The sequence below is a fragment of the Endozoicomonas sp. genome (assembly GCF_051008435.1).
In the GTDB taxonomy this organism is placed as follows: Bacteria; Pseudomonadota; Gammaproteobacteria; order Pseudomonadales; family Endozoicomonadaceae; genus Endozoicomonas_A.
In genome coordinates, this window is the sequence record NZ_JBPCXO010000122.1 from 1 (window position 1) to 22,214 (window position 22,214).

The following is a 22,214-nucleotide window of genomic DNA, read 5'->3' on the forward strand; positions in this document are numbered from 1 at the left end:
TGGGTCTGTTCAGAGTGCGGAGCTGAACATCTGCGTGACGTAAACGCAGCAAGAAACATTCTTGCGGTCGGGCATGACCGTCTAGCTGTAGGAATCCCCGTCCTTTAGGGCGGGGAGGATGTCAATACGACAACAAAGACCCCTATGCCCCGATTTTTCAGGATCCGCGAGTCATAGAAGCTAGCGGTCCGCTGGAAAAATTCAGGGAAAGACTGAAAAATATTGAATCCATGATCAATGAGCAGAACAAAAGAAGAGCGCTGGTTTATCCCTATCTGCTGCCAAGCCAGATTCCCCAGAGCATTAATATTTAGTGCATCGTGAAAACCCACGTCCTATGGACGTGGTCATGAATGGTTGGCTCTGCCTGCCATGAACTACCCATGCTACTCCTTATCTCTGAGTTGTCCCCACGACTACTAGAGATAGGAAGTAACATGAGTAGATTTGAAAAACTAACGCATGTCATCTGGCATTGCCAATATCATATTATTTGGGTGCCAAAGTACAGATTTCGAGTTCTAACCGGTGCAGTGAAAGCTGATCTACATAACAGTATCCAAGTGTTTTGTAGTCAGCTTGAATGCAAGATTGTAGAGCTGAATATTCAAGGAGATCATGTACATTTGCTGGTTAAAGTGCCTCCCAAGGTTTCGATTTCGAAACTAATGGGAACGGTAAAAGGACGCTCGGCCCTGAGGCTATTCACAAGATTTCCGTATTTGAAGAAAAAGCCTTATTGGGGAAACCATTTTTGGGTCAAGGGTTACTGTGTAGATACCGTCGGAGTGGATGCAGAAATGATACGTAAATATGTGAAGTATCAAGAGAAGAAAGAGCGTCTCCAGCAGGAGATAGAGTTTAGAAAATAGCCTTTCAATTTAGGGTCAACTCTCACCAGCCTTCTATGAGGGCTGGCGGTCTCAGCCCCCTTTGAGGGGGCTAAAAGCAAAACCACGTTCTAAGAACGTGGATTCTTTACTACTGATACAAAATGGGCTGTATGAAACATACAGCCCTCAGTTCACAGTAGATGTTGATTCAAGCCAGAAACATGGTAGGCAAGAAAATACTTAACGTTCTATCACTTGGCCTTTCTCTTTCGTGGCTGCCTGCCCGTTGGCTTACTGGCTGCAGGTTTTTCTGAAGTCTTTTCGGTCTTCTTTCGAGTGGTTTTGGTTTTGGCTTTCGCCTTCTGCTTACGGGTGGTTTTTTTCTTTTTATCTGACTGCTTGCCTGACTCTTCAAACTTTGCAGCATCCAGCAAAGCTCTTTTTGCTGCCCGGCTTTTGGTTACATTGGCTAACTGCTTACCACCCTTAGAAGGGCTTTTGCGAGACTTTCGAGAACGTGCAGGTTTCAGTGCACCCTCTGTGGATAATGAAAAATCAATTTTCTGATCATCCAGATTGACGCTGGCAACGATGACCTCAATATCATCACCCAAACGATAGCTTCTACCGGTTCTCTCACCCACCAGACGATGATGGACGGGATCATAGTGATAATAATCACCTGGAAGACTGGTGACGTGTACCAGACCTTCTACAAAGATATCATCCAGAGCAACAAACAAACCAAACCCTGTGACCGAGGCAATAACGCCTGGGTACGTCTGCCCGATATGCTGCTGCATATACTCGCACTTCAGCCAGTCCATAGCGTCGCGAGTCGCTTCGTCCGCCCGGCGCTCAGTGGCAGAGCAGTGCTCACCCATGGCCAGCACTTCATTGCCATCATAGGGGTAAATCGTCTTTTTATTCATATCCCTGGCACCCACACGAGCTACATGTCGGGTTTCAACAGAGGAACGAATAATATGGCGAATAGCCCGATGTACCAGCAGATCTGGATAACGGCGAATCGGCGATGTGAAGTGCGCATACTCTTCAAAAGCCAAACCGAAGTGCCCCTGGTTGTCAGAGGTGTAGACAGCCTGACTCATTGAACGCAGGACCACTGTCTGAATCACCTTGTAATCCGGACGGTCTTTTACCGATTCCAGAAGCGCCTGAAAATGAGCAGGCTTTAGCTTGCCTGCAGGCAGGGACAATCCAAGGCTGGCAATAAAGCTGTTCAGGTTGAGCCGCTTCTCCATAGTTGGCCCTTCGTGGACCCGGTAAAGCCCTGGAATTTTGTGTTTATCCAGAAATTTAGCAGCACAGACATTGGCACAAAGCATGCACTCTTCAATGAGCTTGTGGGCATCATTTCGAGCGGCTGGAATGATTTTTTCAATCTTGCGATTGCGGCCAAAGACAATCTGGGTTTCAACGGTTTCAAAATCGATCGTGCCCCTTTCGGAGCGAATACTTTTCAGTGTCTTGAACAGGTCATAAAGGTTTTCGAGATCAGGAACCAGGGCTTTTCTTTCCCTGCGCAGAACCTTGCCTTCTTCACTGAGAGGCTGAGACAACATCTCCCAGACCTGGGTATAAGTCAGGCGGGCATGGGAGCGAATCAGACCTTCATAGAATTTGTAGCCAGAAATCTTACCTATAGAGCTGATGGTCATCTCACAGACCATGGCAAGACGATCTACATCCGGATTCAAGGAACAAAGACCATTAGACAGGATTTCAGGCAGCATCGGAATCACATGCCCGGGGAAGTAGACAGAGGTCCCCCGGTTATAAGCTTCCTTATCCAGCGCAGTGCCTGGTTTCACGTAATGAGAGACATCAGCAATCGCTACAAATAAACGCCAGCCGCCGCTTTTCTTGGTTTCGCAGTAGACGGCATCATCAAAGTCGCGGGCATCTTCACCATCAATAGTGACGAAAGGTGTTTCTCTCAGATCAACACGGTTCTTCTTATCCTGTTCAGCGACTTCTGGCTTGAACTTGGCGACCTGCTCTTCCACTTCAGGAGGCCACTCATGGGGAATATCGTGGGTACGAACCGCCACATCAACTTCCATGCCAGCATCCTGACGTTCTCCCAGCACTTCCTTGATCAAACCTAACGGCTGCACTCGTCTGCCCGGCTGTTCAAGCAATTCAACCAGAACATATTGTCCATGGCTGGGCATTAAAGGGCCTGGCTTGATGAGAATTTCGCGGTCAATTCTGGAGTTTTCAGGCACGACAAAGACATTGTCGTTCTCCATGTAAAAGCGACCCACCAGTTGTGTGGTATTGCGCTCAATAACCTCAACAATCTGCCCTTCCCGACGCCCTTTTCGGTCAACACCTGTCTCACGAACAACCGCCCGGTCACCGTCAAACGCCTTGCGCATTTCACGCCAGGAGAGGTAATAGTCTTCCCCGCCTTCATCAGGAATAAGGAAACCATAGCCGTCCTTATTACCCTGAATGCGCCCTTTGACTAGATCCATTTTACTCAGAAGGCCATAGGTTCCCTTGCGGGTTTCCAATAATTGACCGTCACGAATCATAGCTTTCAGGCGGAATAAGAGGGCCTCCTGCTGCTCAGGCACGGTCACATTCAGCTCACCACACAATACTTTATGGCTCGCCGGTGCTCCCCGCTTTTCCAGGGTTTCCATGATAAACAGACGACTGGGAATAGGATTGTCGTAGCGGGCCGCTTCATCGGCAGCCTGGGAGTCCAGTTCTTTCCACCCTTTTTTGGGCATGGGGCCTATAAACCTCTCGGTGATCAAATAATTTTCTATATGCAGTGTAACCCTATATGGGCATAGGAGCCTGCCTGACTTATGCTTTCTAGCATGAAATTCAGTAGAGCGAGTCAGTTTTTTCGTTGGACTTGTGCGAATAGCCAACCTATTCAAGCAAGTCCAACGAAAAAACTGGCCGCTGTTTCTGGATTTCAGGCCGAAATTGTCTTAAGTCTGGCAGGCTCCTGTCGCGCATCTTTGCCTAGTATGCCCACAGTTGCAATAAAATTCCTACCGCATATGCGTTGAGACGCAAGGTCATGCATTGATCCAAATCAATATTTCAACCCCAACAACTAATTAATATATTAATAATTATAAAGAAAAACCCTTCTACACCCACACATAAGGGACCATCATGAACAGAAACGTTCTCTCATTGGCTATTGCTGCAGCTGTTGCTGTTTCTGCTACATCTGCTCAGGCTTATGAGGCCGGAGATTTTATTTTCCGAGGCGGAGTAGCCAGCGTTCAGACTGACGTAGACAGCGGAGGTCTGAAAACTAATGGCGTTGAGGACAAGAATGCGACGGCTGATGTCAATAATGACACCCAGCTGGGCCTCTCCTTCACTTATATGCTATCGGATAAATTCGGCGTTGAACTGCTGGCCGCTACACCGTTCCAGCACACGCTGACAGGCAAAGGTAATCTGGCAGGATTGGGGGATTTTGCCGAAGTTAAACACCTGCCGCCTACCGTCAGCCTGCAATACTATCTGATGGAAAAGAACTCAAAGTTCCAGCCTTATCTGGGGCTTGGTGTGAATTACACCGTTTTCTTCAGTGAAGATTTCAAAGGCTCTGCCAGTGATACCTTCAGAGATCTGGAGCTGGACAGCTCACTGGGCCTGAGTGGCAACTGGGCTTTGATTATCGCCTGAACGAGAACTGGGCCATCAATGCCGCTGTATGGTATATGGATATCAATACGACAGCGAAGTTTAAGGATAATGCAGGAAACCGCTACAAGCTGGATGCAGAACTGGATCCACTGGTTTATATGGCCGGTGTTTCTTACAAGTTCTGATTGAGAGAAAATCCCCGCCAGTGAACCTGGCGGGATCATGAATCAACCGAAAGGCTGTTCCAGAATGATGGTTTCTACACGATCCGGGCCGGTAGAAACGATGTGGATAGGTGTTCCCACCACTTCTTCCAGACGACGGATGTAGGCACGGGCATTTTCAGGCAGATCGTCCAGGTTCTTGGCACCGAAAGTAGATTCACTCCAGCCAGCTACTTCTTCGTAAACCGGCTGAATTTCTTCGTACTCTTCAGCATCCACAGGGGTAGTGATGGACTCACCCTGAGCATTCTTGTAACCCGTACAGATCTTGATGGTTTCCAGACCGTCCAGAACGTCCAGCTTGGTCAGGCAAAGACCAGACACAGAGTTGATCTGTACAGCCTGACGCAGAGCAATAGCATCAAACCAACCGCAACGACGAGGACGGCCAGTAGTGGCGCCAAACTCGTTACCTTTCTTAGCCAGGTGCATACCGACATCGTCAAACAGTTCGGTCGGGAAAGGACCAGAACCGACACGAGTCGTGTAAGCCTTGGTGATACCCAGAACGTAGTCCAGGTACAGAGGACCAAAGCCACTACCGGTAGAAACGCCACCCGCAGTAGTATTGGAAGAAGTCACAAACGGGTAGGTTCCGTGGTCAATATCCAACAGAGAGCCCTGTGCGCCTTCAAACAGGATGTTGTCACCCTTGCCGTGATGCTCGTGAACCTTGTCGGTAACACGCTCAATCATTGGCTTGATCTGCTCACCTATGGCCAGTGCTTCATCCAGAGTCTTCTGGAAATCAACGGTATCAGCCTTGTAGAAATGCTCCAGAGCGAAGTTATGGTATTCCATCACTTCTTTCAGCTTCTGGGCAAAACGCTCAGGGTGCAGAAGATCAGCGACACGGAGGCCACGACGAGCCACCTTGTCTTCGTATGCAGGACCAATACCACGACCTGTAGTACCAATTTTTTCTTTGCCACGAGCAACTTCACGAGCCTGATCCAGGGCAACGTGATAGGGAAGAATCAGCGGGCAGGATGGACTGATACGCAGACGTTCACGTACAGGGACTCCGCCCTCTTCCAGCTTGTGGATCTCTTTCAGCAGAGCTTCCGGAGACAGTACTACGCCATTACCGATGTAGCATACGACGCCTTCACGCAGAATACCGGAAGGAATCAGGTGCAGAACGGTTTTTTCACCGTCAATCACCAGTGTGTGGCCGGCGTTATGGCCGCCCTGGAAGCGCACAACCGCTTCTGCCTGCTCTGTGAGCAGATCAACGATTTTGCCCTTACCTTCGTCACCCCATTGAGTGCCCAGTACGACAACAGTCTTACCCATGGTAAACGGTCTCTTACTTTCCAAAATAAACAGACATGACAAAGTGCGGTTCAAGACATTTTCTGAACCGACTCTCATGCATCTGTGACAGGCCGGAGGCGGGTAGTCAGGTAGAAACCTAGACTACCAACCATTCTCCGTCACGGCAGACCAGCTGCCGGTCGCAACCCGTGCCCGCAGCGTCTGTCTCTTGTTCAGGCAGTTGGCAAACTACCCGTTGTCCCTGGCGACGCAGCTTCTGCACAACGGCAGGATCAGCATCAACAGGAGCAAATATCATCATTCGTTCTTCACTGGCTTCAGCTTTCAGATCCAGAAGAGCCTTCAGCTCAACTAATGTTTTCAGATCTGTACTGAAACCCGTAGCAGGACGAGCTCTACCAAAAACTCGTCCAATGCCGTCGTATCGACCACCTTTGGCTATCGCCTGTCCCTGTCCCGGAACATAGGCTGCAAACACGACGCCTGTATGATAGTTATAGCCACGCAGCTCACCAATATCGAGATAGAGGTTAGCCGACGGGTAAAGCTCTGCGACTTTGCCGGCAATCATTTCCAGCTGATCGAGTGCATTGAAAACAGCTTCCGGTGCTTTTTTAAGCAACGCACGAGCATCACTCACTACACTGGCATTTCCTGCCAGAGTAGTGAGTGCTTTAAACATATCTGCTGTGGCTGAGCAGATCTGCCAGCTGGCCAGTAACTCAGAAACTTCGCACGCAGCTTTTCTCTGCAGAGCATCAAACAGCTTCTGTTCCTGACCTTCATTCAAGCCAGCGTACTCCACCAGAGAGCGGTAAATCTGGACATGCCCCAAGTCGAGGTTCGGTGACTCAATACCCACTGCCGCCAGTGTTTCCAGCATCAGAGAAATAACTTCTATGTCACTCTCTGCTCCAGCATGCCCATACAGTTCAGCGCCAAGCTGAATAGGTGATCTTGAAGCACCCAGTGATGCAGGGCGAGTATGGAAAACACTGCCCGCGTAGCAAAGACGAACTGGCCCTTCTTCTTTCAGGGTATGAGCATCAATTCTGGCAACCGCTGGCGTTGTGTCCGCCCTCAGTCCCATCGTTCTGCCTGTATGCTGGTCCGTTACTTTAAACGTCTGTAACTCCAGATCATGACCCACACCAGCGGTCAGTGACTCCATGAATTCCAGATGAGGTGGAATGACCAGGTCATAGCCCCAGCGATCGAATAAATCCAACATCTCACGACGCAGCATTTCTGCCTGGCGCGCTCTTGGTGCCAGGATTTCCTCAATACCATCTGGTAACAACCAGCGATCTGCTACAGTCATCACAGCCCTCTTGTTTTCGCTCTTACCACTAGTGCCACAGCGATAGAAAAGTCCACAGCGATAGAAAAGTCTACAGCGAAAGAAAAATATTTGGCGCCACTCCAGGAATCAAACCGGATTTAATGACCGATTGGGTTCAAGGGATACAGTACAGCCAAATATTTTTCCCCATCAATATGACCTCATTATGTGAGCATGCTCAGAATAATGAGTCCCACCAGCATGCTGCACAAGCCTGCGATACGCAGTTGCCGGTTATTAATCTCTGACAGTTTTGTGACCATATTGCGCCAGCGCTGGGGGTACAAAAAAGGCAGTACGCCTTCCAGTATCAGCATCAGGCTGAAGGCTATGCCCAAGTGTTGCAACAAATCCACAGGGTGACTCCACAAAGCAAGCAGGCACACAAAAAAACCGGGCAGAACCCGGTTTGCGGTATCATACCACCGGCTGAAGCAGAGTTCACGGCCAGCTACCGATTATTTATCAGTTTCTGATCAGCCGGTTGGGACATTTGCTCTGTTTCCGTTGTACAGCACTTCTACAGAATCATGTCCGGCAAAAAAAATGCCACCTAATGGTGGCATTTTCAGATTTTGACCAATTACTTCTTACTACCTGATTTGTTGTTCAGGTAATTGAAGAAGTCATTGTCAGGCTCCAGCAACAGTATATCGCCAGTGCTGCTAAAGGACTCCTCGTAAGCCTTAAGGCTACGGGTGAAGGCATAGAACTCAGGATCCTGGCGGTAAGCTTTGGCATACACATCTGCAGCCTTCGCATCACCATCACCTCGAACAATTTCTGCCTCTTTATAAGCATCAGCCTGAATTATACGCTGCTCACGGTCGGCGTTAGCGCGAATACCTTCAGCCATTTCCTGACCTTTTGAACGGTATTCCTGAGCTTCTTTCTCACGCTCAGATGACATACGTTCGAACACGGAATCACTCACCTGCGGTGGAAGGTCAACCTTCTTAACCCGAACATCCACAACAGTGACACCCAGCTCTTCACGAGCCACTCGGTCAAGGTTGCTGGTGATATCATTCATCAGCTTGTCACGCTGACCAGACACCACTTCATTCAAGGTCAAGCCACCGAACTTGTTACGCATTCTGGATTCAGCACGCTGGGACAACAGCGTGTTGGCACGATAGATGTCACCGGCTGTAGCTCTGTAGAACTTGGCAACATCAGCAATACGCCACTTGATGTAAGAGTCCACAATTACAGCTTTTTGCTCCAGAGTCAGGAAACGCTCAGAAGGCACTTCCAGATGCTGAAGACGGGCATCAAAAATACGTACGTTATCCACAAATGGGAATTTAAAGTGAAGGCCCGGTTTGAGGTCTGCACCCACCAACTGACCAAACCGAAGCTGGACAGCACGTTCGCGCTCATTGATGACAAACAGGCTACCCCAGCCAACAATCAGAATAACCAGAGCAACGATCAGAGCTGAAAAACCTTTCTGACTCATCGTCCAATCCTCCCACTGCTACGCGCACTGTTCACACGCTTGTTTAACTCCTCGGCAACCCTGTTACTGATATCTGTCAGATCCTGACTGTTCAGCTCTGCAGACTGTCCAGATGGCATGGAAGATTTGCCCTGAGTCAAACGATCCAAAGGCAGATACATCATGTTGTTTCCACCCTTAACATCCACCAGCACCTTGCTGGTATTGCTGAGCACACTCTGTACGGTTTCAATGTACAAACGCTCACGGGTAACATCTGGCGCCCGGTGATATTCTGTCAACAGCTTGATGAAACGCTGAGACTCACCTTCCGCTCTTGCAATAGCTTCATCGCGATAGGCATTAGCCTCCTCAATGGTACGCTGTGCTTTACCACGAGCTTCAGGAATAATCTTGTTTGCGTAAGCTTCTGCTTTGTTCTTGGCACGTTGCTCGTCTTCACGGGCACGGATTACATCATCAAATGCAGCCTGAACCTCTTTGGGAGGCTGTGCACTTTCAATGTTGACCTTGCCAATACGCAGACCCGTACCGTAATTGTCCTGATAATCCTGCAGACGCTTACGAACTTCCTGACCCATTATCTCACGACCCTGAGTCAGCACCTGATACATTTCAGAACTACCAACCACATGACGCAGAGCACTCTGGGTAGCCTGTTCAAGACTCATCAGCGGCTTGGCAACATTCAAAACATACTTTTTGACATCATCAATGTTGTACTGGACCGACATGGACACTTCTACAATGTTCTCGTCTTCCGTCAACATATGCTGTCTCAGGTTATAGGTACGAAGTTCCGTCACCTTTTCCTGATATTTGGATTCAATCGGTGGAAAGTACATGTGCAGACCAGGACCAACGGTCTCGGTATAGACGCCGAAGCGCAGAATAACAGCACGATCCTTTTCATCAACGGTGTACACTGCGTTCCATAGATAAGCGACAATTGCCAGAACAATGATTCCGATAAACATTCCTGAAGAGGAACCACCGGAGTCACTGCTCCCGCCACCTGAATTACCTCCGCTCTTGCCACCACCGAACATAGAGTTCAGCTTATCCTGCAGCTTGCGAAATGCTTCATCCAGGTCAGGTGGCCCTTGGTTTTTGCCACCACCCTTATTATTCCCACTACCCCATGGATCCTGGCTGTTTCCACCCGGCTCGTTCCAGGCCATATATGTCTCCGTAGAGTCAGTAACGAATTCACTGCCCAGCTGGTGCGTCAGGACTTGCATCGTCCAAACTGGCTCTGTGAGCAAACTAATTTGCTGTAAAAACTGATCCTCACCATAACGGCAGAATGATTCTTTTTACAACATTCAAAAGAAAATCTATAAGGCGATCGGCCAGACAGATCCATGAACGTGACCTTGCCCGACCAGGCATGGCGTCTCTGCCAGAATGTCCCGATCACGCCACCTTGGGGACCGACTGGGACAGGAAATATTCAGCACTTTTCAGACACCACGACTTTCGGCGACGGACCAAGGCTAATATGTCGTTCTAGGCCAGATTGTAGAGTTTGGACAGCAGGAAGTGCAAGCCCATATTAGTAATCGCCGCAACTTCCTGACACCTTAGTAGCCATAAAACAGCTACCATCTTACCCTACTCTCAGGCAATCCGCCTGCAATCCTTCCTGTTTAGCCACTCGTTCAAAGTCACTTCTGGGCATACGGATATCAAGCAGTAGCTCACCACTATCAGAATACCCTTCTGACTGGATGGCTCCCATTTGATACAAACGTGCCCGAACTTTTCCCTGAGCTGCCTGGAGCTGCAAACGCCCCTGAATCATATCATCGCCCAGCAACTCGGTGATGGCCTGCTCAATTAACTCCAGACCGGCACCGCTTTTAGCGGAGACCCAGACCCGTTCGGGCTGGCCATCATCATCACGCTGGATCTTTGGCTCAACTTCGGCCAACAGATCGATCTTGTTATAGATCTGTAATGTTGGAACATCATTGGCATCGATTTCTTTCAGAACTGCATGCACTTCCTTGATATTGTCCAGACGTTCAGGATCGTGGGCATCGATCACATGCAACAACAGGTCAGCCTGACGGGTTTCTTCCAGAGTAGCCCGAAAGGCCTCTACCAGTTTATGGGGTAAGTGACGGATAAATCCAACAGTATCGGCCAGAATAACCGGCCCCAGATCAGAGAGATCCAGTCGTCTTAACGTTGGATCCAGTGTTGCGAACAACTGATCCTGAGCATAAACATCGGACTGTGTCATGCTGTTGAACAACGTTGACTTGCCCGCATTGGTGTAGCCCACAAGAGAAACCTGAGGCACTTCTGCCCGCTTTCGGGAACGACGCCCCTGATCACGCTGCTTACGGACTTTTTCCAGTCGACGGGTAATACTTTTGATTCTTGCCCGAAGCAGTCTGCGGTCTGTTTCCAGCTGTGTTTCACCCGGTCCCCGAAGGCCTATACCCCCCTTCTGTCTTTCCAGGTGAGTCCAGCCACGAATCAGTCGTGTGCTCATATACTGAAGCTGGGCCAGCTCTACCTGCAGCTTACCTTCAAAGGTTCTGGCACGCTGGGCAAAAATATCCAGAATCAGGCCAGTGCGGTCAATTACACGACACTCTAGCTCTTTTTCAAGATTTCTGGCCTGACTGGGTGACAAAGCGTGATTAAACAGAACGACTTCGGCTTTGTGCTGCAACACAGATTGACGAATTTCTTCAACTTTGCCGGGGCCGACAAAATAACGGGGTGAGGGGGATCGGACATTCACCGTGATAAAAGCGAGGGTTTCAACACCAGCGGAACGAACCAGCTCCATAAATTCCTGTGGATCTTCCCGTTCCTTGTCATCACTCACTTCCGGATGAACAAGGACTGCACTTTCACCACCTTCATGGCGCTCAAAAAACAAACAGAACTCCTGGGATTATTTTCTTTCGCGATGGACTTGCCATGAAAAACACCAGGCACTGATATTTTCAATATCAACCGTGCCGCTATTTTTCTTTCGCTAGGGGATCATTTACCATGAACCAGACGTCCTTCTTGGATGATTTAAGCCTCAGGCTGCATACAGCAGGACGACAACTTTCATCTCATGGCTGCTAACTGCTTCTGTAGATCAAAGGATTCACAGAACAGGGTGATCTTAGGACGGCCTGAATAGATAACCAAAAACAGACTGCCAGTGTAACAGTATACTGCCCGGTTATTGTTCTACACAGCTGTTTTTTACTGTGATTTTTTTTCACCCTCGAAGGGCGTCAAAAATCACTTCTGTCGCTTATGACTGATTTATAAAACTCATAAACGCCAAAAGGCGCTATAAAGCGCCTTTCAGTCAACCAGCAAAAAGTTATTCTTGCTCGTCGTGCTCAGCCATGCCTTCCTGACCCTGCATAGGCAGGCGTACCGGACGGCTTGGCACTACAGTTGATACTGCGTGCTTGTAAACCATCTGGCTAACAGTGTTTTTCAGAAGGATTACGAACTGATCGAAAGATTCGATCTGCCCCTGGAGTTTAATGCCGTTTACCAGATAAATGGAAACTGGCACGCGCTCTTTACGCAGCACGTTAAGGTAAGGGTCTTGTAGAGAATGCCCTTTTGACATTTCTGTACTCCTTATTAATTCTCGGGTTTTGAATAGCCTTTGTTCACTTCTAGGTGGGCTATTCGTTTGACCGGCAGCGCCAGTACCTGATTGTTCAATCTGTGTACAGCCCAGAAATTTAGCTGGGCAACAGTAAGCGATGCCCTACACTGCCATCAATAGGTAATACTAGCTACTCATGCCGGACCTGCAGAAACTATTGCAGGTGCTCACGTACCAGTCTTTTCCAATGCACTTTGCCAATGCTTATAACCAATACAAAGCCGAGGTCAGGAGACTCGTACAGAAATCACTCGCTTATTATCCCTTATATAAGGACGGGATTCAGCCATTTCAAGGCATCTTCTACCCGGTTTTCTGACAAGCTGTCCAGCCAGTGAACCTTTGGCCAGCTTCTTAGCCAGGTCAACTGCCGCTTAGCCAGCTGCCGGGTGGCTATCACACCTTTTTCCACCAGGGTGGAATAGTCTATCTCTCCTTCAAGATACCCCCAAACCTGGCGATACCCAACTGCTCTGATGGAAGGCAGTGAAATATCCAGATCACCCCGCTCATACAGGTCTCTCACTTCATCGACGAAATGCCCTTCCAGCATAAGCTTGAAGCGAGTTTCGATCCTCTGATGGAGAACTGAGCGGTCTTTGGGAGCAATGGCCAGATTCACTACATTATAAGGCAAACGACTGGCTTCCTGCTCTCGATGCCACTGTGAGAGCGCTTTACCTGTCGCATGATAGACTTCCAAAGCTCTTTGCAAACGTTGAGTATCCGTTGCTTTGATACGAAGAGCGGCTTCAGGATCAACCGTTTGCAGCTCTTCATGAAGTGCCTGCCAGCCCTCGGACTGAGCTCTTTTTGTCAACGCTTCCCTGATTTCAGAATCAGCCGCCGGCAGAGTCGCCAGCCCATCTCGAAGCGCCTTAAAATAGAGCATGGTACCTCCCACAAGTAGAGGTATTTTTCCCTTATTAGTAATTTCCGTCATTTCTCTGAGAGCATCCTTACGGAAGTCTGCTGCAGAATAAGGTTCGGAAGGATCACGAATATCAATCAATCGATGAGGAGCCCGCGCTAACTCTTCTGCAGAGGGTTTGGCCGTCCCTATATCCATGCCTTTGTAGACCAGCGCAGAATCAACGCTGATCAGTTCACAGGGCAATCTATCAGCCAGCTGAATAGCCAGATCTGTTTTACCGGATGCAGTAGGTCCCATCAGAAAAATAGCCGGAGGCAGTTTTTCTTCAAAAGCAGCAGTCTGTGTACTCGGATCGGATGCCATAACCAGAAAAATAAAACGTTATCAGAAAAAACGGGGAGCTGAGTGTACCTGAAGCACTCCCGGTATAAAAAGCAATAGACCAAAAACTTATGAAAGAGTTCCATCCTGTTTAACTCATCGCGGCATGATGTCCTGCATACATCCCTGTTACGGCTCCTTTCACCAGCCCCTGACCAGCAATATAAAAAGGCATATGATTGACGCCGCCAACCGCTTCTCCGCAGGCGTAAAGCCCTTCAATGACCTGGTCATGACAATCCAGCACCTGTGCATGCTGATTCACTTTCAGTCCACCAAAGGTATAAGTGATACCTGCTGTATAGGGGTAGACCACATAAGGAGGCTCCTCTACAGGTCTTGCCCAGTTTGACTTGGGAGGAGTCAGTCCATCGGTTTGGCAGTGATCCAGAGTCTCAAATGTATAATCAAGATGACTGTATTTACGACAAGCGTTGTTAAACGCTTCAACTGTTTTAATAAGATTGCTGGGATCGATACCTGATTTTCTTGCCAGTTCCTGCAGGGTCATGGCCTCTCTTCGGGTCGAACCATGAGCACTGTAATAGTTGTCCAGGTAGGGAATACCTTTCTGATCAAAAATCTGAAAACCCATCTGATCCGTTTGATGCACGGTATCCAGAGCCACCCCGACATAACACTTGGGAGGGTAATTGACGCCTTCATCCGTAAAACGCTTTCCTTCCCTGTTAACGACGATACCGGCAATAAAACTGATCCTGTTGGTGAGTTCCTTGATGGTCGGATCAGCCGATGACGGTGCATTAACATCAATGGGTGAGCAGTGACAACCCTGCCAGTGGCCATAAGGCCTGGCTCCAATAGCCAGAGACTTCTGAATCATCAAGCCGGTGTTAAAGCGCACACACCTCTGTTTTAGCCCTGCAAACAGCTCTCCCAGATGTTCTTTGACCATCTCTCTGTTTGACTCAAAGCCTCCTGAACCCAGGATAACTTTTCCGTACTCTCGCCATTGCTTCCCATGAGCATCTTCTATGCAAGCGCCTATCACAGCACCACTTTGATCAGAGCGAATCAGATCCACTACTCGGCTTTCGTATTGAACCATTCCTCCCATATCGTCCAGAATTCGAAGTTCTGCGTTAATCAATCCTTCTCCTTCGCCCCTGGCTTGAAGAATAAGACCACCACTGTATATTTGCTGACCACTGCGAGCTGCTGTGGAATACGTATGGTCAGATAACTCCAGTTCAACGCCATGTTGAACCAGCCATAGCATCGTGGAATGACTGTTTTGAACGATCCATCTGATCAGTTGCTCATCGACCTTGCCTGAAGCTGTAGCTTCGGAAAAATAGCGATCTGGGCCATAAGGTTCTATTTCAACGTTATGGGACAGTGACTTCTGAATCAGCTGTTCTACTTTGTCAGGAGCATTTAGGGCAATTCTGAGCACAGCAGCAGTCAGACGGCTGTTGCCTCCCCTGTTGGCATAGTCAGCCATGTCAAACACTCTGACAATAGCCCCTTTTTCTCTGGCAGCAATAGCAGCACTCAACGCTGCATTACCTGTACCGGCAACAATCACGGTGCCCGGTCTGCGGTTTTTCTCATATTCAATCTTCATAGCAAAGTATTACTAACGGCATTTTTGAAGTTGGAGAAAACGGGAAAAATAGAACAATAGCTGCAGGGCAGCTTAGATAGAGAATAAGCTAAATTCGAAAACCAACAAATTAAACGACTTTGGGCAAACAAATAAAAAACATCATTATTCAAAACCCGAGAGTCTGGATCCCTTCATGCAGCTGACAGGAAGTGATTTTTTTCACTTTAATCCGCCTAGTCAAAATATATTGACCATACTTACTGCTATTTTGATCTGAGCACTCAGACAACCTTTAGCAGACTCTATTGCCATAGAGCCAGTCAGAGTAAGGTCCAATCATGAAAGATGTTCTGCCTTTCCATGCTTCCGGTTTGAAAGTAATAGCGCTCGCTATTGCCGGAGTATTGTCATCAACGGCTATAGCAGCCAACCCTCTCTATAAAGCTGCTTACAGCTTCGGAGACAGTCTGTCGGATACGGGGAACCTGGGCCTTGTTTTCTCTGACAAAACCGTTGCAGTTGAAAATGTGGCAGCTGCTTTGGGTTATCCCATGACACCCTCTATGAAAGGAGGAAATAATTTTGCCGTGGGAGGTAATACTGGCAAGGAGATCTACGCATCGGTTACCTCGCCAACGCCTTACATGCCCGATGGTCCCGGTGAAGCACAAAACACATATTTTATGCGCTATGGAGGATCAGCCAATAAAAATGCTCTTTATATGCTGATCGGTGGAGGGAACGATGCGAAATATATTGTCTCAGGTGCAAGATCTCCGTCAGAGGTAGCAACCAATCTGGTCAACAGCGCCAAGTCACTCAGTGGTTATGGTGCAAGATACATCATTATGTTGAATGTACCTGACGTTGGAGATACTCCTGGAGGGCCAAATTACCTGGAGGGAACGGCTCCCCAGCTCACCGCTGCCAGTATAGCCATGAATATTAATATCAAGACTCAGATAGAATCAGCCAGCGACAACATTCTGCTACTGAATTTAAACCGTCTTTTTCAGGAAGTTCAAAAAGATCCAGCCACGTACGGTTTCAAGGATCTACCACCTGATCAAGTCAACAAAACCTGTATGACTAAAGGCCTGATTTTTGTTCCTTGCGGAGGCATGGGAGAAAACAGAACCATCACTGATAACCCGGAAACGTCAATATTCTGGGACGGCCTTCATCCCAGCAGCACTATGCACAGAATAACCAGTGACTACATTCTTCAAGCTGTTCGTGGTGCCACAGAAATCGGTAGCCTGCCAAGACTCGGCTTTTCCCACAGCAACCTGCTGAATGACAGCGTATTGACTGAGCTGAACCTGTATCGCTGGAATGTCATAGAACCCGGCACTTTAAACTTTTTCGGCAGTGTCGGTGGTATGGAAAACCAGATCTACAATCCAGTGGATAATAAAAGCGATGACAACCGGGGTTATGTCGTTCAAGCAGGGCTGCACTATCAGTTAAATGAGATGTTCAATCTGGGAGCGGCGGTGCAAACGGCAGAAACAAAATATGAACCTGGCTCGTCCAGCTATAAAACCGAAAGTCTGGGTGGCAGCGCTTTTGCCAACTTCACCCGAGAACGTTTCTTTTCAGATCTCACGCTCAGCTACCTGAATCTCGATTACCACAACAAGCGTGGCTTTAATCTGGGCACTCAACAGAGAAGAGAAAGCAGCTCAACCAGCGGCAAACTCTATGGCATCGTCTTGGATGCTGGTTACGCACTATACGACGATGGTAATTTGAGAGCAGGCCCTATTCTCACTGGCAGTTATCACAAATCCACTACCGATGGCTTTTCCGAATCAGGTAACAGTTCCACTGCCATGGCTTTTGGCGATCAGGATCTCGACTTCAAATCCGTTGCCGGAGGAGTTTTCCTCGATGTGCAAAACACCAGGAACCGTTTGGGTCTGCAACTGGATTACAACAAGGATTTGGATAACGACGATGTAAGAGATATCGATCTGCGCCAGAAAACCATGACCCGGATGGCCTACCTCCCTGCTGATGTCACCAAACAGGATGCCTGGCGAATGAAATTTCGTCTGGGTCATAACCTGACACCCGACGTTTTGTTATTCGGCAGTTATCAGTTCACCAAAGCCGACGAGCACGAAACCGATTACCAGATGATTCAACTGGGAATTTCCTGGTCTTTATAAACCCCTTTTAGCGCCCCTGACGTCCAACGAACAAAACACCAGACAAAATATTAAGCAAACAAAGGTTTATTATGAAAGCTGCTCCTTCTTTCAAACCCTCTTTGCTAAAAGCCCTTTCCGCTGCATTTTTCTCAATACTCATGTCTCAGGCCCATTCGGATGAGCTTTTCAGTCAGTTCTTCGGATTTGGAGACAGTCTTTCTGATATCGGAAACCTCAAGGTTCCTTTCAAGGGAATGGAAGTGCCCCTTATTTTTACTGATAAAACAGTCACACTTCAGAACGTAGCCAGCACTTTAAAACTTCAACTTCGGCCTTCAATGGATGGTGGCAATGATTACGCCGTAGCGGGCAATACCAGCAAAGAAATTCTGTTGTCCGTTACGTCAGATACTCCCTACACTCCGGATGACCCCAAGGCCTGGATTCAGGCTCAAAAACAAAATACCTTTTTCATGAAATACCAGGGACAGGCGGACAGAAAAGCTATCTACATGTTGATGGGGGGTGGCAATGATGTAAAAGATATCGTTAATAAATCACGAACACCGCTTCATGTTTCCCAGACTCTCATCGAAAGCGTCAATGCGCTACACAACTTCGGTGCTCGCTATATCATTATCTTGAATGTACCTGATGTTGGAGAAACACCAGGAGGAGAAAACCTTCTCAAGGACTCCAGAGCTCAGCTGACTCTTGCCAGCAATCAAATAAACGACGCTTTACTCAAAGAACTCCATAAATCCCAGGCTAACATCCTTTTCCTAAACCTGAATGGACTGCTTAAAGAAATATCCCAAAATCCGGCTTCTTTTGGCTTTGTCGATTTAACGCCTCAGAATGTCCCAATCACCTGTATGGTTAACAAGGCTCCTGGTGTTCCCTGTGTAGCCCCACCTAATGAGCCTCCCAGAATCATCACTGGCAATGCACAGAAATCTGTTTTCTGGGACGGATTTCACGGCACCAGTGTCATGAATAGAATTGCCAGCGACTATATTCTGCAGGCGATCAGGGGTGCCACTGAAATTGCCAGCCTGCCAAGAATTGCTGACTCTCACTCAACCACACTGGATAGCAGCATTCTGAATGAACTGTCGCAACAGCGTTGGAAAGATCAGGAACCAGGCACCTGGTCCTTCTTTGGTGGCGGAGCTGGCATAGAAAACCAGATTTATGATTCTGTTGATAAGAAAACCAATGACAACAAAGGTTATGTGATTCAGGCAGGCCTTCACTACCAAGTGATGGAAGGGCTTAAACTGGGTGCGGCGATACAGAGAGCAGAAGCCCGGTATGAACCTGAGCAGTCCAACTATAAAACCGACAGTGTCGGTGGCAGCCTTTTTGCCAGTTACCAACGGGAAAGATTCTTTTCCAATGCAGCAGTGAACTACCTTGACCTGGATTACAAAAATAAGCGTGGCTTCCATTTAGGAGCCCAGACACGTAAGGAAAGCAGCTCCACTTCAGGCAAACTCTATGGTTTAACACTGGATGCCGGCTATGCGCTCTATGACAATGGAAAACTCAAAGCAGGCCCCATTGTTTCTGCCAGCTATCATAAATCATCAACCGATGGCTTTACCGAGTCCGGAGACAACCTGACCGCCATGGTATTTGGGGATCAGGAACTGGATTTCAAAAATGCGGCGGCAGGTGTTTTTCTGGACGCTATTAATGACAAAACCCGCCTTGGGATACAGATTGATTACAACAAGGATCTCGATAATGATGATGTGAGAACGATCCATCTTCGACAAAAAATGATTCAACGTATGGCTTATCTGCCAGCAGATATCAGCAACAACGATGCCTGGCGAATGAAAATGAGAGTGGGCCACACCCTGAGCAGCAATGTTGAGATTTACGGCAGTTATCAGCTCAGTAAGGCCGATGAGTATCAGACCGACTATCAGGCTATTCAGCTCGGAATATCCTGGTCTTTGTAAGGTCAGTCAGTCTTATCTCTGAATGGTCAGTACTAGCAGCATTTGCCCCACTGTCAGTGTTGCAGAAGCTGCTTTAATTCTTCTGATGGCTGCTTCATCAGTAATACTTCTACACTTTCAATCAGATCCAGAACAAACACATCATTGTTAACGCCTGCTGGCAGTTTTTTGCCAAACTCGGATATCTGGGCATAATTCGCCAATCCATTAAACAACGTTGAGAGAATGACCACAGTGCGAGTGAACAGCAAAGGCTCTGGTAACTCCAGCCCCGCTTTCCTCATAAACTTCCATAGTCGTTCAGATGAAAAATGGCTGGCGATGTCATCCTGATGCAGATAGGGAAAATTCCTGTCACCAAACAATTGCGCCGTAATCCTGATGTAACTGAGTCCACCTTTAGCGTCCAACCGGTTTGCCAGAGGAACAACAATGGCTTTGGCAATATCCTTTCCTGATACCGATGACTGTTGCTCAAATTCGTCCAGAATCCGGTTTCTATCCTCATCAATACAGACCAGGTGCTTGTGAATAATGGCTTCAATCAGCTCTTTTTTACCGCCAAAGTGATATTGCAGCGCCGAACGATTCTTCTGGCCTGACTTTTGATTAATCTCAGCCAGAGTGACGTTTTCAACCCCTTTGGTAGCAAACAGTTTTTCGGTAATGGCAATAATACGAGCCTTGGTTGCAGCGGTATCCTGACGCACGGGCAACTCCTTTTCTCCAGATAATAACGAGCCAGCATTGCATGCCTTAAAGCTATCTGACCATCAGAAATGAAAACAAAGCGACATCCACTGCATTTTCATATCGAAAGCCGCAGTTTACATCCAGAAGTCCAATCGTCTAAACGATAATGTCACACGAACCCATGCAACCTGCTCCAAACGTAACAGCTGAACAGATGTTTACAAATACCATCACATTTTGTATGGTTCAATATAATACTTAAGTCTTAAGTCTTAATTTCCAGCATGGTGATGCAGTCCATGCTGGGCGGTCTTGAGGACAAAAGGGTTGAATACCAAATCCTTCTCCTAAAAAAGCCAAGCAGGTGGACAATAATAATGAAAAAAGCACTACGCGCTGTTCTGGCAGCGGGCGTTGCCGTTGGACTGGCAGGCTGTGGATCGGATGAGCCCACTACAACATCTCAGGTATCATCAGAAGACGGGCAGAAAGAATCCATATACCAGCCCTATGACTGGCAGCCAAAAACCAGAGATCTGGATGGCTTTGGCCGGGAATACACCGATGCCATTGAAATAGCCGACGGCATCTATCAAGCTCGAGGCACTGCTAATGCGGTTATGGTTGCAACCGATGAAGGTAACGTGCTGATTGATACTGGCCTGGCTGGTCGTCCGCTGCAAAAAAATACTCTGGCCGATAAATTGAACCGGGTTAATGGCAACCCCTTCTCGCATATTGTCCTGACACATGCTCACGCTGACCACTATTCTGGCATTAAAGAATTTGCCAATGACGATACCGAGGTGATTGTCCAAAGGGAGTTCCTGTTTAACCAGCAATACCTGAAAGATCTGATCCCTCATGTCATGCCCAAAAATAAACTGTTCTTCCCCAATGATGTTCCCGACCTGCCTGACTTTGGTGGACTGACCACCAAGCTGATTCAGAAAGCCTACCCGATTGTTGAAGCTGAAGTAGTGATCGACAGCGCACCTTATGAGTTCACCGCCGGAGGTCAGAAGTTTGTCGTTTACCATACTCCCGGTGCAGAAGGTTATGACAACATTTCTGTCTGGATGCCTGAGCGCAAGATTCTGTTTACCGGTGACGTATTCGGTCACATGTTTGGTATGTGGCCAAACCTGACGACGATTCGGGGTGAGCGGGCTCGCTTTACCCGCCCTTATGTTGAATCTTTAAATCTGATGCTGGAACTGGAACCTGAAATACTCATCCCCAGTCATTTCTATCCGGTAAAGGGCAAGGAATATATCAAGAAAACCATTACCCGCACCCGGGACGCCGTTCAGTATGTCGACGATGCGGTGATTGAAGGCATGAACGCCGGTAAAGATGTTTATACCCTGATGGAAGAAGTTAAACTGCCCGAAGAACTCTACCTGTTCGAAGCTCATGGCAAGCTGTCCTGGGGCATCAAAAGCATCTGGGAGGCTTACACTGGCTGGTTCAAGATGGATACAGCAAATGAAATGTACAGTGTCCCGGTGCAAGCTACCTACCCAGAGCTGATTGAACTGGTAGGCAGTACTGATCCGATTATAAGTAAAGCTCAATCCAATCTGGACTCAGGTGATTTGGAAAAAGCCCTCTACTTCATTGAGATGGTGGAATCTGTTGAGCCCGATAATAACCAGAATAAAAAACTGAAATACGACGTTCTGGTCGCGATGAAAAATCGAGCTAATGACGTAAACCACTATGAAACCATGTTCCTGAACGATCTGGTCACTAGAGCGAAAGCTGCTCTGTAAGCCCATAAAGCAAGAACGGCAGCCGTCATCCACGATGACTGTCGTTCACCCTTTTACCTCCCTATAGATAAAAATCATAATTCACATTTATCCGCTAGACTCCATGCTTAACAGATTTATTTTTTTAAAAAATATTTAATGTGTTCACGCTTTGCCATGAAACCCTTTGCCTTCTGCGATAGAAAACCCGTTACGGGCTAATCGCAATACTCTGTTGTTCTTCCATCCTGAAAGCAGCTAGGAGCCTGTCGGACTTATGCTTTCGAGCATAAATTTCAGTAGAACGAGTCGAATTATTCGATGGATTCGTGAGAATAGTTGACCTATTTAATCGAATTCATCGAATAATTGGGCCGTTCTTT

The 22,214-nt window shown here is 47.8% G+C and carries 16 protein-coding genes and 1 pseudogene; 6 read left to right on the forward strand and 11 right to left on the reverse strand.

Features of this window, described 5'->3' with window-relative positions; translation table 11 throughout:
* On the forward strand, positions 1 to 108 hold a 108-nt coding region (locus tag ACR2PX_RS05635; RefSeq protein ID WP_433997355.1), incomplete at its 5' end, for a zinc ribbon domain-containing protein.
* Between the two features lie 329 nt (positions 109 to 437).
* Complete coding sequence (tnpA, locus tag ACR2PX_RS05640; protein WP_433998390.1) at positions 438 to 872, forward strand: IS200/IS605 family transposase; 435 nt, start codon at positions 438 to 440, stop codon at positions 870 to 872.
* Between the two features lie 212 nt (positions 873 to 1,084).
* Here tnpA and rnr read toward each other — a convergent pair whose 3' ends face one another.
* The gene (gene rnr / locus ACR2PX_RS05645) at positions 1,085 to 3,598 is read right to left on the reverse strand and encodes a ribonuclease R (RefSeq protein WP_433998391.1); all 2,514 of its coding nucleotides are present in this window, start codon (positions 3,596 to 3,598) and stop codon (positions 1,085 to 1,087) included.
* Positions 3,599 to 3,998: 400 nt separating this feature from the next.
* Between rnr and ACR2PX_RS05650 the strand changes: the two are divergent.
* Positions 3,999 to 4,669 (forward strand): annotated as a pseudogene (locus ACR2PX_RS05650) (OmpW/AlkL family protein).
* A gap of 42 nt (positions 4,670 to 4,711) precedes the next feature.
* Here ACR2PX_RS05650 and ACR2PX_RS05655 read toward each other — a convergent pair.
* From ACR2PX_RS05655 to tcuA, 9 genes are all read right to left on the reverse strand, one after another.
* On the reverse strand, positions 4,712 to 6,004 hold the full coding sequence (locus ACR2PX_RS05655; RefSeq protein ID WP_433998392.1) for an adenylosuccinate synthase: 1,293 nt from the start codon (positions 6,002 to 6,004) through the stop codon (positions 4,712 to 4,714).
* Positions 6,005 to 6,122: 118 nt separating this feature from the next.
* A complete protein-coding gene (locus tag ACR2PX_RS05660) occupies positions 6,123 to 7,307 on the reverse strand; it encodes an ATP phosphoribosyltransferase regulatory subunit (RefSeq protein WP_433998393.1) in 1,185 nt (394 codons plus the stop codon).
* Between the two features lie 185 nt (positions 7,308 to 7,492).
* Complete coding sequence (locus ACR2PX_RS05665; protein ID WP_433998394.1) at positions 7,493 to 7,684, reverse strand: DUF2065 domain-containing protein; 192 nt, start codon at positions 7,682 to 7,684, stop codon at positions 7,493 to 7,495.
* A 227-nt stretch (positions 7,685 to 7,911) separates the two neighbouring features.
* Complete coding sequence (gene hflC / locus ACR2PX_RS05670; protein WP_433998395.1) at positions 7,912 to 8,790, reverse strand: protease modulator HflC; 879 nt, start codon at positions 8,788 to 8,790, stop codon at positions 7,912 to 7,914.
* Entirely contained in the window at positions 8,787 to 9,971 is a 1,185-nt protein-coding gene (gene hflK, locus ACR2PX_RS05675; RefSeq protein ID WP_433998396.1) for an FtsH protease activity modulator HflK, read from the reverse strand. The genes hflC and hflK overlap by 4 nt, the downstream gene beginning before the upstream one ends.
* 428 nt (positions 9,972 to 10,399) lie before the next feature.
* On the reverse strand, positions 10,400 to 11,689 hold the full coding sequence (hflX, locus tag ACR2PX_RS05680; RefSeq protein WP_433998397.1) for a ribosome rescue GTPase HflX: 1,290 nt from the start codon (positions 11,687 to 11,689) through the stop codon (positions 10,400 to 10,402).
* A 444-nt stretch (positions 11,690 to 12,133) separates the two neighbouring features.
* Positions 12,134 to 12,391, reverse strand: coding sequence for an RNA chaperone Hfq (gene hfq / locus ACR2PX_RS05685; protein ID WP_034836467.1), 258 nt, complete (start codon positions 12,389 to 12,391; stop codon positions 12,134 to 12,136).
* 307 nt (positions 12,392 to 12,698) lie between these two features.
* Entirely contained in the window at positions 12,699 to 13,670 is a 972-nt protein-coding gene (gene miaA / locus ACR2PX_RS05690) for a tRNA (adenosine(37)-N6)-dimethylallyltransferase MiaA (protein WP_433998398.1), read from the reverse strand.
* Positions 13,671 to 13,779: 109 nt separating this feature from the next.
* The gene (gene tcuA / locus ACR2PX_RS05695) at positions 13,780 to 15,276 is read right to left on the reverse strand and encodes an FAD-dependent tricarballylate dehydrogenase TcuA (protein WP_433998399.1); all 1,497 of its coding nucleotides are present in this window, start codon (positions 15,274 to 15,276) and stop codon (positions 13,780 to 13,782) included.
* Between the two features lie 320 nt (positions 15,277 to 15,596).
* Here tcuA and ACR2PX_RS05700 point away from each other — a divergent pair, with 320 nt between their 5' ends.
* A complete protein-coding gene (locus ACR2PX_RS05700; RefSeq protein WP_433998400.1) occupies positions 15,597 to 17,432 on the forward strand; it encodes an autotransporter domain-containing protein in 1,836 nt (611 codons plus the stop codon).
* Between the two features lie 71 nt (positions 17,433 to 17,503).
* Positions 17,504 to 19,384 carry an autotransporter domain-containing protein gene (locus tag ACR2PX_RS05705; RefSeq protein WP_433998401.1) on the forward strand — a complete coding sequence of 627 codons (1,881 nt, stop codon included), beginning with the start codon at positions 17,504 to 17,506 and terminating at the stop codon, positions 19,382 to 19,384.
* Positions 19,385 to 19,437: 53 nt separating this feature from the next.
* Here ACR2PX_RS05705 and ACR2PX_RS05710 read toward each other — a convergent pair whose 3' ends face one another.
* On the reverse strand, positions 19,438 to 20,094 hold the full coding sequence (locus ACR2PX_RS05710; protein WP_433998402.1) for a TetR/AcrR family transcriptional regulator: 657 nt from the start codon (positions 20,092 to 20,094) through the stop codon (positions 19,438 to 19,440).
* A 360-nt stretch (positions 20,095 to 20,454) separates the two neighbouring features.
* Between ACR2PX_RS05710 and ACR2PX_RS05715 the strand changes: the two genes are divergently transcribed.
* Complete coding sequence (locus ACR2PX_RS05715; protein ID WP_433998403.1) at positions 20,455 to 21,852, forward strand: MBL fold metallo-hydrolase; 1,398 nt, start codon at positions 20,455 to 20,457, stop codon at positions 21,850 to 21,852.
* Positions 21,853 to 22,214: the final 362 nt, after the last annotated feature.